12 protein-coding genes are annotated in these 12976 nt (G+C 63.2%); 9 read left to right on the top strand and 3 right to left on the bottom strand.

All coding sequences use genetic code 11. The features are described from left to right. Nucleotides 1-30: 30 nt before the first annotated feature. The 3 genes from yidC to rpmH form a co-directional block, all read right to left on the bottom strand. Nucleotides 31-1749 carry a membrane protein insertase YidC gene (yidC, locus tag ASD22_RS11940; protein WP_056083450.1) on the bottom strand — a complete coding sequence of 573 codons (1719 nt, stop codon included), beginning with the start codon at nucleotides 1747-1749 and terminating at the stop codon, nucleotides 31-33. 61 nt (nucleotides 1750-1810) lie between these two features. Next, nucleotides 1811-2215 carry a ribonuclease P protein component gene (gene rnpA / locus ASD22_RS11945; protein WP_082520240.1) on the bottom strand — a complete coding sequence of 135 codons (405 nt, stop codon included), beginning with the start codon at nucleotides 2213-2215 and terminating at the stop codon, nucleotides 1811-1813. A 14-nt stretch (nucleotides 2216-2229) separates the two neighbouring features. Then, nucleotides 2230-2364: a 50S ribosomal protein L34 gene (gene rpmH, locus ASD22_RS11950; protein ID WP_007082494.1), complete on the bottom strand. Its 135-nt coding sequence runs from the start codon at nucleotides 2362-2364 to the stop codon at nucleotides 2230-2232. Nucleotides 2365-2554: 190 nt separating this feature from the next. Here rpmH and dnaA point away from each other — a divergent pair, with 190 nt between their 5' ends. The 9 genes from dnaA (at nucleotide 2555) to ASD22_RS11995 (ending at nucleotide 12965) form a co-directional block, all read left to right on the top strand. Beyond that, nucleotides 2555-3889 (top strand): chromosomal replication initiator protein DnaA, encoded by a 1335-nt coding sequence (dnaA, locus tag ASD22_RS11955; protein WP_007082493.1) that lies wholly within the window; start codon nucleotides 2555-2557, stop codon nucleotides 3887-3889. A gap of 247 nt (nucleotides 3890-4136) precedes the next feature. Beyond that, the gene (dnaN, locus tag ASD22_RS11960; protein WP_007082492.1) at nucleotides 4137-5237 is read left to right on the top strand and encodes a DNA polymerase III subunit beta; all 1101 of its coding nucleotides are present in this window, start codon (nucleotides 4137-4139) and stop codon (nucleotides 5235-5237) included. A gap of 85 nt (nucleotides 5238-5322) precedes the next feature. After that, entirely contained in the window at nucleotides 5323-6402 is a 1080-nt protein-coding gene (gene recF, locus ASD22_RS11965) for a DNA replication/repair protein RecF (RefSeq protein WP_056083453.1), read from the top strand. Between the two features lie 103 nt (nucleotides 6403-6505). Beyond that, nucleotides 6506-8935: a DNA topoisomerase (ATP-hydrolyzing) subunit B gene (gene gyrB / locus ASD22_RS11970; RefSeq protein ID WP_056083456.1), complete on the top strand. Its 2430-nt coding sequence runs from the start codon at nucleotides 6506-6508 to the stop codon at nucleotides 8933-8935. Between the two features lie 221 nt (nucleotides 8936-9156). After that, nucleotides 9157-10449 carry a tetratricopeptide repeat protein gene (locus ASD22_RS11975; RefSeq protein WP_056083459.1) on the top strand — a complete coding sequence of 431 codons (1293 nt, stop codon included), beginning with the start codon at nucleotides 9157-9159 and terminating at the stop codon, nucleotides 10447-10449. Nucleotides 10450-10645: 196 nt separating this feature from the next. Beyond that, on the top strand, nucleotides 10646-11305 hold the full coding sequence (locus ASD22_RS11980; protein ID WP_056083462.1) for an energy transducer TonB: 660 nt from the start codon (nucleotides 10646-10648) through the stop codon (nucleotides 11303-11305). 97 nt (nucleotides 11306-11402) lie between these two features. Then, nucleotides 11403-12128 (top strand): MotA/TolQ/ExbB proton channel family protein, encoded by a 726-nt coding sequence (locus ASD22_RS11985; protein ID WP_056083465.1) that lies wholly within the window; start codon nucleotides 11403-11405, stop codon nucleotides 12126-12128. Nucleotides 12129-12139: 11 nt separating this feature from the next. Next, a complete protein-coding gene (locus ASD22_RS11990; RefSeq protein WP_007082486.1) occupies nucleotides 12140-12556 on the top strand; it encodes a biopolymer transporter ExbD in 417 nt (138 codons plus the stop codon). Between the two features lie 4 nt (nucleotides 12557-12560). Then, nucleotides 12561-12965, top strand: coding sequence for a biopolymer transporter ExbD (locus ASD22_RS11995; RefSeq protein WP_056083467.1), 405 nt, complete (start codon nucleotides 12561-12563; stop codon nucleotides 12963-12965). Nucleotides 12966-12976: the final 11 nt, after the last annotated feature.

Consider the following 12976-nt stretch of genomic DNA (forward strand, 5'->3'; position numbering starts at 1 on the left):
CTGCAGCTGTTCAATCCCAGATGGTGATGCTCAGGCGGGCTTCGCGGTTTCCTCGCGGTCCACGTGATGGGTGACCCACCACTGCTGGCCCAGGCCGACGATGCCGTTCACCGCGTAGTAGAGACACAGGCCGGCGGGGAAGAAGGCGAACATCACCGAGAACAGCAGCGGCATCACCTTCATCATCTTCGCCTGGGTCGGGTCCATGCCCGCGGCGACGGGGTTCAGCCATTGCGTGCCCAGCATCACCAGCGCGTAGATGATCGGCAGGATGTAGAGCGGGTCGGCGGCGCTGAGGTCGGGGATCCACAGGAACGGTGCGTGGCGCAGTTCCAGGCTGTATTCGAGCACGTAGAACAGGCCGTAGAACACCGGCATGGTGATCAGCACCGGCAGGCAGCCGCCCATCGGGTTGACCTTCTCCTTCTTGTACAGCTCCATCGTGGCCTGCTGCATCTTCAGCTTGTCGTCGCCGTAGCGCTCCTTCAGCTGCGCGATGCGCGGCGCCAGCTTGCGCATGCGCGCGCTGGAGCGGTACTGCACGGCGGTGAGCTTCCAGGTGAGGCCCTTGATCAGCAGCACCAGCAGGATGATCGCCACGCCCCAGTTCTTCGAGATCGCGTGGAACTGCGACAGCACCCAGTGCATCGGCACCGCGATGGCCTTGAACATGCCGTAGTCGATGGTCAGGTCCAGGCCCGGGGCGATCGCGTCCAGCGTGCCCTGCACGTTCGGGCCGATATACAGCCGCGCCTCGCTGCTCTGGCTCTGCCCCGGCGCCACGCTGAGGGCGGGGCCGACGGCGCGGATCAGGTGGCGCGGATGGGCGCTGTCGGGGTTGATGGTGGTGGTGACGTAATGATCGGTCTGACCCGCCGGCGGAATCCACGCGGCGAAGAAGTACAGCTTCAGCATGGCTGCCCAGCCGCCCTTGTAGGAGGCGTCCAGCGCATCGTCCTTCTCGGCGAAATTCTTGAACGGCAGCTTTTCGAACTTCTCGCCGGTGTACCAGGCGGCGCCCTGGAAGCTGCGCGACTCGGGATCCATGAGACTTTTCAGCCAGCCGCTCGGCTTGGGCGGCTCCACCCGCAGCAACTGGCGGTAGGCGTTGCCCTGCCAGGTCTGGGTGCTGCCGTTGTCGATACGCTGGGTCAGCCCGATCACGTAGCTGCCGCGCTTGAAGGTGTAGATCTTGGTGACCTTGAGGCCGTCGGCGTTCTGCCAGGTCAGCGGCACTTGCAGCTCGTCCTGGCCGCTGGCCAGTTCGTAGGCCGCCTTGTCGCTGTGGAACAGCGCCAGGTGGTTCGGCTGATCCTGTGCGCCGTTGCTGCTGACCAGGCCGTTCTGCGCCACGAAATAGCGCGTGTCGCTGTCGTTCAACAACGCGACCGGCGGCGGCGCGGGTTGCTTGTGGGTGGGTGCGACGGAGGGGTAGGCGAGCAGGTCGGTGTGCACCACGCTGCCACCGCGGGTATCCACCACCAGGCGCAGCAAGTCCGTGGTGATGGTGATGCGAGACGATGCTGCGGCGGATGGTGCCGTATTCTGCCCGGCGGTGACGGCGGCCGGCGGCGCGCCCGCCTCGGGGATCGCGCCGGGCACGCTGGCATCAGCCGGCGCCGCGGCGCTGGACGCGCTGGCCACGGCCGTTTGTGGCGGCTGTGGTGCGTAATCCTTCTCCCAGGCCAGAAACAACAGATAGGCGACCGCCAGCAGGGCGAACATGAGGAAGGTGCGCGTTTGATTCATCGCGTAGCAAATCCGGTAACGCCACGACTGGGAAAGGCCGCGGGAGGCAGAAAGAAAGAGGTCAACGGCCGATTGTGGTGGTGTCGTCGGCCCGCTTCAATGGTTCGGTGGCCGCGGATCGGGCGGCGATCAGCTTTTTCCACAGCACATCGATCTCCGCCAGCAGCTGCGGCCCGGGCACGTTGGCCGCCTGCTCGCGCGCCATCACCATCAGGTCGACGGAAGGCAGTTGATGGCGTACGCGACGAAAGGATTCGCGCAGCAGCCGCTTGATGCGGTTGCGCTCCACCGCGCGTTTGGAAACGCGCTTGGAAATCGCCAGGCCGAGGCGGGCATGTCCCAGCTCGTTGTCGCGGTAGCGCATATGAAAACAGCGGCCGCCTGCGCGTCCGCTGCTTGCTCGCAAGGCGGCGAAGTCACCAGGCCGACGTAGCCGCGCCTCGCGCGGCAGGTCGGCATGAGGCATCACCGGTACGCCGCTTACGGGATCAGGCGCTTGCGGCCCTTGGCGCGACGGGCGTTGATGATCTTGCGACCGTCGGCGGTGGCCATACGGGCACGGAAACCGTGCGTGCGAGCGCGCTTGAGCTTGCTGGGCTGGAAGGTCCGCTTCATGGCTTACTCCGAAGGGAATGTGGATAAAAAGGTTTGCGAGTATGTGGTCAGATCGCGTGGCTGTCAAATACATGGCCGGATGAGCCTGTGGACACCATGTGGATAAAACGGCCGGGCGACGGGCCGAACTGGTAGACTTGCCGATCGACATTCCGCGCGCCAGCGCCCCTGCAGTGGACTGAGTAGATCGATGAGTGATTTGTGGCGACGTTGCCTTGAGCGTCTCGAAGGCGAACTGAGCGCCGAGGACCTGCACACCTGGCTGATGCCGTTGCAGGCCCGCGACAGCACCACGGGCCTGCAGTTGTTTGCGCCCAACCCCTATACCCTCGATACCGTGCGCGAGCGCTATCTGCCGCGGATCGAGGCGGTGATGCAGCAGCTGACCGGGCACGCGTTGACGGTGCGGCTGGAGGTGGGCTCCAACTCGGCCCGCCCGGCACCGGCCGCCAAACCCGCGCCCACGCCGGCACGCGCGGTGCAGGAACCGGCCGCGGCCAGTTTCCCGCACAATCTCGACCCGCATTACACCTTCGAGACCTTCGTCGAGGGCAAGTCCAACCAGCTGGGCAAGGCCGCCGCGATGCAGGTGGCGATGAATCCCGGCCGCGCCTACAACCCCTTGCTGCTGTACGGCGGCACCGGCCTGGGCAAGACCCACCTGATGCACGCGGCCGGCAACCTGATCCGGCAGCAGAATCCGGAGCGCAAGGTGCTGTACCTGCGCTCGGAGCAGTTCGTGGGCTCGATGATCGAGGCGCTGCGCGCCAAGAGCATGGATCAGTTCAAGCAGCGCTTCCGCTCGGTCGACGCGCTGCTGATCGACGACATCCAGTTCTTCGCCGGCAAGGACACCACGCAGGAGGAGTTTTTCCATACCTTCAACGCGTTGTTCGAGTCCAAGCAGCAGATCATCCTCACCTGCGACCGCTACCCGAAAGAGGTGGACAAGCTCGAACCCCGGCTGAAGTCGCGCCTGGGCTGGGGCCTCAGCGTGGCGATCGAGCCACCGGATTTCGAGACACGCGCCGCGATCCTGCTGGCCAAGGCACACGACAAGGGCGTGGCGGTGGACGAGAGCGTGGCGATGCTGCTGGCCAAGCGCATCCGTTCCAACGTGCGCGATCTCGAGGGAGCGCTGAACACGCTGGCGGCACGCGCCAATTTCTACGGCAAGCCGATCACCACCGAATTTGCCGAGGAGACTCTGCGCGACCTGCTGGCCACCCACGCCCAGGCCATCACCGTACCCAACATCCAGAAGATCACCGCCGAGTACTTCAACGTGCGGCTGCAGGACCTGCTGTCCAAGCGGCGCGTGCGTTCGCTGGCGCGGCCGCGGCAATACGCGATGGCGCTGTCCAAGGAATTGACCGAGCACAGCCTGCCGGAGATCGGCGAGGCATTCGGCGGCCGCGACCACACCACCGTGCTGCACGCCTGCCGCACGATCCGCAAATTCGTCGAAACCGATACGCGCATGCGCCAGGACTGGGAGCAACTGATCCGCACGCTGACCGGTTGAGGTGGCCCAGTGCGCAAAAGTCATGCATAACTGGTGGGGCTGGCTGTGGATAATAGGTGGATGAAACGCGGCAAAAAGTTACCCACAACTGATCAACAGCCGACGCCACTGCTCAAGCACAGCGCAAAACACCAGCAAGTAGTTGATTATTATCGCAATATGGCGTTATAAAAGTTATCCACGGCGCCTACTACTACAACTAAACTTCTTTTAAAAAAACAGAACAGAAGCTAGGGGAAGCGAAATCATGCAATTCAGCATCCAGCGAGAAGCCTTGCTCAAACCGCTGCAGCAGGTGATCGGCGTGGTCGAACGCCGCCAGACGCTCCCCGTGCTTGCCAACCTGCTGGTCAAGGTGGGCGACGGCAAGGTGTCGCTGACCGGCACCGACCTCGAAGTGGAGATGGTCGCGTCAACCAGTGCGGAAAAGCTGGCTGACGGCGAGATCACCATCCCGGCCCGCAAGCTGTTCGACATCGTGCGTGCGCTGCCGGACGGCGCCCAGATCGACCTGAAGCTCAATGGCGACAGGGTGGCGCTGAATGCAGGACGCAGCCGTTTCACGCTGACCACGCTCGCCGCCAGCGAATTCCCCACCGTCGACGAGATCGAGCTTGTCGAAACCGTGAGCCTGCCCGAACAGGTACTGCGCGACCTGATGGAACACACCTCGTTCGCCATGGCCAACCAGGACGTGCGCTACTACCTCAACGGCATGTTGCTGGATCTGCAGGAGCACACGCTGCGCTGCGTGGCCACCGACGGCCACCGCCTGGCGATGAAGGAAACCCAGCTGCAGAGCTCGGTCACCACACGGCGGCAGATCATCATTCCGCGCAAGGGCGTCAACGAGCTGGTCGGCTTGCTGGAGTCGGGTGATGGCGAGGTGGCGCTGGAGTTCGGACGCAATCACCTGCGCGTACGCCGCGGCAGTGTGGTGTTCACCTCCAAGCTCATCGACGGGCGCTTCCCCGATTACGAAGCTGTCATCCCGCTGGGCGCCGACAAGACCGCCACGCTGGATCGCGAGGTGCTGCGCGGGGCGCTGCAGCGCGCAGCGATCCTGTCCAACGAGAAGTACCGTGGTGTGAAACTGGAATTGTCGCCGGGCAAGCTGCGCATCGTGGCGCACAATCCCGAGCAGGAAGAGGCCGTGGAAGAGGTTGAAGCCGATACCCATGTCTCCGATCTCGCCGTCGGTTTCAACGTGGGTTATCTGCTGGACGCGTTGGCGGCACTGGACGGTGAAAAGGCCCGGCTGAGCCTGCGTGACGCGCAGTCGAGCTGCCTGGTGCAGGAAGAAGCCAGCGAGCAGGCACGGCACGTGATCATGCCGCTGCGACTCTGACGCTTCATGACGGCAGCTTTGCTGGAACAAAAATTCGCCGGGCGTCCGAGGACAGCCCGGCGTCTTTTCGTGTGGGGTTTGCCGCATGCGCTTTGAACGGCTGCGCATCCAGGGGCTGCGTTGCCTGTCCCGGGTGGATGTGGAACTGGGGCCGGGCATCAACGTGTTTGAAGGCCCGAATGGCGCCGGCAAGACCAGCATGCTGGAAGCCGCGTTCCTGCTGTCGCATGCGCGGTCGTTCCGCAGCGGCGCCAAGGAAGCGTTGCTGCAGCGCGGTGCGCCCGAGCTTGCCGTGTTTGCCGAATTGAAGCGTGACGACGGGCGGGCGAGCCGGGTCGGTCTGGGGCGGGCAGGGTCGCCACGATGGGATGCGAAGATCGACGGCGAGAAGGTGGCGCTGGGCGCCTTGGTGGGCGAGTGCGCCGTGGTGTGTTTCGAGCCGGGGTCGCACGCGCTGATTGCGGGTGCGGCGGAAGAGCGCCGGCGCTACCTGGATTGGGGCGTGTTCCATGTGGAACATGCCTTCCTGGACAACTGGCGCCGTTACCAACGCGCCCTGAAGCAGCGCAATGCCTTGTTGCGGTCGGCCACGATGTCCGACGAGCTTTACCAACCATGGGAGGCCGAGTTGTCCCAGGCCGCCCAAGCCATCGAAGCGCTGCGCCAGGACTACCTGCAACAGCTGGAACCCTTGCTGTCCGCCAGCACCGGCGGTTTGCTGCCGGAGTTGGGCGAAGTGGGGCTGCGCTACAAGCGTGGCTGGCCCGATGGTGTCGATCTCGCCGATGCGCTGCAGGAGCAGCGCCCCCGCGACCGGATCAGGGGACACACCACGTTCGGCGTGCACCGGGCGGATTGGTCCATCGCGTTCACCCATGCGCCGTTACGCGAGCATTTGTCACGCGGCCAGGAAAAGCTCACGGCTCTGGCCTGCCTCTTGGCGCAGGCAGCGCTCTTCGCGCGTGATCGCGGCGAGTGGCCGGTCGTCTGCCTTGACGATCTGGCTTCCGAGCTGGATCAGGCGCATCAGCAGGCTGTGGTCACCGAGCTGGAGGCTGCGGGCGCCCAGGTCCTGTTGACCGGCACCGACTTGCCGACGCCGCTGAAGGCCGTCCCGCACCGGTTGTTCCATGTGGAACAGGGCAACGTGGCGCCCCTGCTATAATCCATAGGTTGCATCTACCCAGATTGCATAACCTTGCATAACCCTTGCCCGGCTTACATGGCGCCGCGTCGGGCGGGTTCTGGCGCCAGGAAACGGGCAACGCATGAACGAATCCCAAGACTCCACCTACGACTCCAGCAACATCAAGGTCCTCAAGGGCCTGGAAGCCGTACGCAAACGGCCGGGCATGTACATCGGCGATACCGATGACGGCACCGGCCTGCATCACATGGTGTTCGAGGTGGTCGACAATGCGATCGATGAAGCGCTGGCCGGCTTCTGCGACCGGGTGACGGTGACCATCCACGAGGATGGCTCGGTAAGCATCAGCGACAACGGCCGCGGCATCCCGGTGGACATGCATCCCGAGGAAGGGCGCTCCACCGCGGAAGTGGTGATGACGGTGTTGCACGCCGGCGGCAAGTTCGACGCCAACTCCTACAAGGTCTCCGGCGGTCTGCATGGCGTGGGTGTCTCGGTGGTCAACGCCCTGAGCGAGCACTTGTGGCTGACGATCTACCGCAACGGGTTGGAACACCTGCAGGAATATTCGCTGGGTGAGCCGCTGTACCCGCTGAAGGTGGTCGGGCCTTCCAACAAGCGCGGCACCCTGGTGCGCTTCCTGCCCAGCCCGAAAACCTTCACCAACAACATCGAGTTCCATTACGAAGTCCTGGCCAAGCGGCTGCGCGAGCTGTCGTTCCTGAATTCCGGCGTCACCATCGTGCTGACCGACGAGCGCGGCGATGGTCGGCAGGATACGTTCGCCTACGAAGGCGGCATCCGCTCCTTCGTGCAGCACCTGGCGCAGTTGAAGACGGCGCTGCATCCCAATGTGATCAGCCTCACCGCAGAGCAGGACGGCATCGTGGTGGAAGTGGCGATGCAGTGGACCGATTCCTACCAGGAAACGATGTTCTGCTTCACCAACAACATCCCGCAGCGCGACGGCGGCACCCACCTCACCGGTTTCCGCGCCGCGCTGACCCGTTCGCTGCAGAACTACATCGAAAAATCCGGCGTGGCCAAGAGCGCCAAGGTCATGCCTTCGGGTGATGACATGCGCGAGGGCATGATCGCGGTGCTGTCGGTGAAGGTGCCCGATCCGAAATTCTCTTCGCAGACCAAGGACAAGCTGGTCTCGTCCGAGGTCAAGACGGTGGTGGAGCAGGTCGTCAACGAGAAGTTGGGTGAATTCCTGCTGGAACACCCCAACGAGGCCAAGGCGATCGCCTCCAAGGTGGTCGATGCCGCCCGCGCCCGCGAGGCGGCGCGCAAGGCGCGCGAGATGACCCGCCGCAAGGGCGCGCTGGACATCGCCGGCCTGCCCGGCAAGCTGGCCGATTGCCAGGAGAAGGACCCGGCGCTGTGCGAACTGTTCCTGGTGGAGGGTGATTCCGCCGGCGGCTCGGCCAAGCAGGGTCGCAACCGCAAGACCCAGGCCGTGCTGCCGTTGAAGGGCAAGATCCTCAACGTGGAGAAGGCGCGCTTCGATCGCATGCTGTCCTCGGCCGAGGTGGGTACGCTGATCACCGCGCTGGGCACCGGCATCGGCAAGGACGAGTACAACCCGGACAAGCTGCGCTACCACCGCATCATCCTGATGACCGATGCGGACGTCGACGGCTCGCACATCCGCACCCTGCTGCTGACCTTCTTCTACCGGCAGATGCCCGAGCTGATCGAGCGTGGCCACATCTACATCGGCCTGCCGCCGCTGTACAAGGTGAAGCAGGGCAAGCAGGAGCTGTACATCAAGGACGACACCGCGCTGAACGACTACCTGATTTCCAGCGCCGTCGACAACGCCTCGCTGACCTACAGCCCGGATGCGCCGCCGATCACCGGTGAAGCACTGGAGAAACTGCTGCGCGGTTACCAGTACGCCCAGGATCAGATCGCCAAGCTGGCCCATCGCTTCGACGCGGCGGTGCTCAACGCGCTGCTCGAACATCCGCCGATCGAACCGGCGTTGTGGACCGACGCGACCGCCATGCAGGCCTGGCTCGACGGCGCCGCGCAACGCCTGGCTGCCAGCGGGCTCGGCAAGCCGCACTACCGCCTGGCCCTGCGCCCCGGCCACGACGAGCATCCGCCGGCGATCGAGGTGGTGAAGGAACAGCACGGCCTCAGCCATACCTGGTTCCTGCCGCAGCCGTTCTTCAGCAGCAACGAGTTCCGCCCGTTGCTGGCGATCAGCCAGCAGATCGCGGGCCTGATCCAGCCCGAAGCGGTCGTGCGTCGCGGCAACGCGTCTCGCGGTGTGCTGAATTTCGTCGATGCCCGCAACTGGTTGCTGGACGAGGCGAAAAAGGGTCGCAGCATCCAGCGCTTCAAGGGCCTGGGTGAAATGAACCCGGAGCAGCTGTGGGACACCACGGTCAACCCCGATACCCGCCGCATGCTGCAAGTGGGCATCGAGGACGCCATCGCCGCCGATCAGATCTTCTCGATGCTGATGGGCGAGGCGGTGGAACCGCGTCGCGAATTCATCGAAACCAACGCGCTGAAGGTGGCGAACCTGGACATCTGACCGCGTCGGGCATCGCAAATGTGATGCCCGGCTCGGCTTCGTCCGGCCAAATACATCCGAAAAAATGTGGACAATCCGAAAGACTCGCGCAAGAAACATCTAAGTAATTGAAATACTTAATGTTTATTTTATAAATCAACGCTTGTCACCGTGCGCCGGGACGCGCTACGCTCAGCGACCCCTCACGCGTCAGCGTGAACCCCCTAACCACGAGGACCGTCATGAAGCCCTTTCATCTGTTTCGGACGCTGGCTGGCGCGACCGTCGCGCTGGCCCTGATCAGCAGCCCGCTGATGGCGCGCCCGCACAAGGCGGACACCGACAAGAAGGAAGCGTTGTACCCCGACGCGACCCGTGAAGCGCCCAAGCTCGACCTGACCAGCAAGAAGGATCAGAAGGCGATCAACGAAGGCCTCGATGCGGTCAGCGCGGGTGACAAGGCAAAAGCCGAACAGGTGCTGGAGCCGATCGTCGAAAGCAGCAAGAGCAAGTACGCCCAGTCTCTGGCGCTGCAAGGGCTGGCCAACCTCAAGTACAACGACGGCGACGTCAAGGGCGCCATTACCACCTTGCAGAAATCGCTGGCCATCGGCGTGATGCCGAACGACACCTACTTCCAGTTGCTCTACGAACTGGCGCAATTCCAGATGGCCGACGAGCAATACCAGGCGACGCTGGACACCATTGCGAAATGGCGCGCCGAGGGCAAGAAGGAAACCGCCGACTCGTATGCACTCGAAGGCAACGCCTACTACCGGCTGGAGAAATACCCCGAGGCGATTGCGGCCGTCCAGAAGGCCAAATCGATGACCGACCAGCCGAAGGAAAGCTGGGACCAGATCCTGATGGCCAGCTATGCGCAAAGCGGCCAGAAAGACCAGGCGATGAAGCTGGCGCAGGAACAGCTCGCCGCCAACCCGAATGATCCGGAGGCCCGCGCCAATGCCGTATCGGTGCTGGTCAATGCCGAAAAATACCCCGAGGCCATCCAGCTGCTGGAGAAGGCCCGCGCCGCAGGCACGTTGACCGAAGAAAAGGACAACATGACGCTGGCCAAGCTCTACCTGCTGCAGGCGCAGAGCAGCAACGATCCGGCACCGGACGCAGCGAAGGCGGCCCAGGTGCTCCAGGACGGCATCGCCAAGCACACGATCACCGGCAACAGCGAGACCTACAAGCTCATGGGTCAGTCGTACGAGATGGCCGGCAACTCGGACAAGGCGATCGCTGCGTACAACCAGGCGCTGCCGCAGGCCACCGATGGCGAATCCGCCCTGCGCGCGGCACACCTGCTGATGGTGGAAAACAAATTCAGCCAGGCCAAGCCGTTGCTCGAGCAGGCGATCCAGAAGGGCGTGAAACACAAGGGCACGGCCTACATGTTGCTGGCCGAGACCGAACGTGGCCTCAAGAACAAGCCGGCAGCGATCGCCGCCATGAAGCAGGCGGCGCAGCAGCCGGAAACCGCGGAAAAGGCCAAGGCATGGCTTAAAACCGCTGGTGTAAGCAAGTAAACAGCCCTGCGCACCCGTGAATCAGATGGACGTCCATTTGTGTGTTTCACGGGTGCTATACAAATGCCTCGTGCTGTTGTACCGTTGAAAATTCTTCCCCGCGTATCCCCAGCGGCGAGTGCTGTCCGAGAGGCAACGCTCGACCCATGCGCTGCGGCACGTCCACTCCGATTGACTAGCTTCAGAAAGTTGACAGATGGCCTCTAGTAACGAAGAAAACGGGCGTGAACCATTCAGTTGGAAACGCACCTGGGCGTTGGCAGTGGCCGTCGGGCTGCATGCTTTCGCGTTCCTGTTGCTGATCGCGCCGATGGCGCCACATCAGAAAGAACAGAAAGCCAAGGAACACATCGTCCAGGTGAGCTTCATTCCGCCGCCGCCGCCGCCGCCACCGCCGCCGCCGCCGCCGCCGGAACCGCCAAAACAGCCACCACCGAAAATCATCAAGCAGGTCGTGCCGCCGCCGACACCGCCGCCGCCGGCTCCGCCGCCGGCTGTGGAAGAGCGCTCGCAGATGGCCGTGCAGGCGCCGCCGCCGGCACCACCGGCACCGCCCGCACCGCCGACCGAGATCACGGCCAGCCAGGATCTGAGCTACAACAGCCGTATCCAGCCGCGGTACCCGCCACAGGCGATCCGCATGCGGCACGAGGGTACGGTAGTGTTGATGATCCTGGTGGGCACGGATGGTTCGCCGAAGGACATCAAGGTCGACAAATCCAGCGGTTTCCACGAGCTTGATCGTGCGGCTATGGACGCAGCACGACGCTGGCGCTTCAATCCCACAGTACGAAACGGACAAAAGGTCGAGGGGTACGCTCGCGTTCCCGTCAACTTCAATCTCAACCAGATGTAATCGGGCTCCTCCGGTCACATTCTCAGTTCACGCTTGACTTCCCTAGGGTAGCGTTATGTTCCTACAGACTCCTGCACCGTCCGATGCCACTCCCGTCATGGGTGGCAATACCAACGCCGAAGCCATGAAACAGATGGGCTTCGCCAACCTGGCACAGAACTTCGACTGGCTTGGCTGGGTGGTTTTCATCACGCTGGTCGTGATGTCGTTCCTTTCCTGGTACTTCATCATTGCCAACGGTATCCGCAACGCCCAGGTGCGTTCGCGTGCCGACAAGGTGATCAACGATTTCTGGGGCAACGCCTCCACCCAGGACGCCATCCGTGAGCTGGAAGCCCAGCCCAAGGGCGAACCGTTCTCCAAGATCGCGCTGGATGCCGCTTCCGCGGTTGCCCATCACCAGCAGTCGGTTGCCGGTGCGCCGGGTCGCCTGGCCGAATCGCTGAGCCGTTCGGAATTCATCGACCGTGCCCTGCGCCAGGCCGTGGCCCGCGAGAGCCTCCGTCTGGAAGGCGGTCTCACCCTGCTCGCCACCGTGGGTTCGGCAGCACCGTTCGTCGGTCTGCTCGGTACCGTGTGGGGCATCTACCACGCGCTGATCGGCATTGCTGCTACCGGCAACGCGTCGATGAACGCCGTGGCAGGTCCGGTCGGTGAGGCTCTGATCATGACCGCGTTCGGTCTGTTCGCCGCTATCCCGGCGCTGTTCGCGTTCAACTTCTTCAACCGCTCGAACCGTCTGACCTACGCTCGTTTCGACGAATTCGCGCACGACCTTCATGACTTCTTCGCCACCGGTTCGCGCGTCGAAAGCCAGAAGTGAGGGATTGACCCATGGGCATGAGTACCGGTGGCAATAACGGCGGGCCGATGTCGGAAATCAACGTTACGCCGCTCGTCGACGTGATGTTGGTTCTCCTGATCATCTTCATGATTACCGCGCCGCTGATGTCACACAGCATCACGATTGACCTGCCTACCGCCAATCCGAAGGTGAAGGACGATGAAATGCCGGTGCCGCCGCTGGATCTGGCGATCAAGCAGGATGGCAGCTTGTACTTCAACGATCACCCGGTCACGGATGTGGAGTTGCGGGCACAGTTCGCGGTGAACGCGCAGAAGTCGCCGCAGCCGGAACTGCAGATCCGTGCGGACAAGACAACCGAGTACAAGATTGTGCGCAAGGTTCTTGGCGACGCCAAGGACGCTGGCATGGTCCATGTCGGGTTCATGACGACCGGCAAGGAGTAACGAGATGGCATTCAGTACCAATACCAGTGGACCGATGTCGGAGATCAACGTTACCCCGTTGGTCGACGTGATGCTGGTGCTGTTGATCATCTTCATGATCACGGCGCCGGTACTCGCCCACAAGATCAAGGTCGATCTGCCGCAGCCGAATCCGAACGTGATCAATCCACCGAATCCGCTCGATCCGATTCGACTGAAGATCGATGCCGGTGGTGGGTTCTACTGGAACGACACGCCGGTCGATGAGCTGGGACTCAAGGCGCAGCTGGCGGTCATCGCCCAGCAGACCAATCAGCCGGAGATCCAGATCAACGCGGCCGATACGGTGGCTTACGAGTACGTGGCGCGCGTGCTGGCTGACGCGAAAAGCTACAACCTCGTAAAGATCGGCTTCACCGAAGGCGATTGATTCGGTCAACA

The sequence above is a fragment of the Rhodanobacter sp. Root480 genome, from assembly GCF_001426645.1.
Lineage (GTDB): Bacteria > Pseudomonadota > Gammaproteobacteria > Xanthomonadales > Rhodanobacteraceae > Rhodanobacter > Rhodanobacter ginsenosidimutans.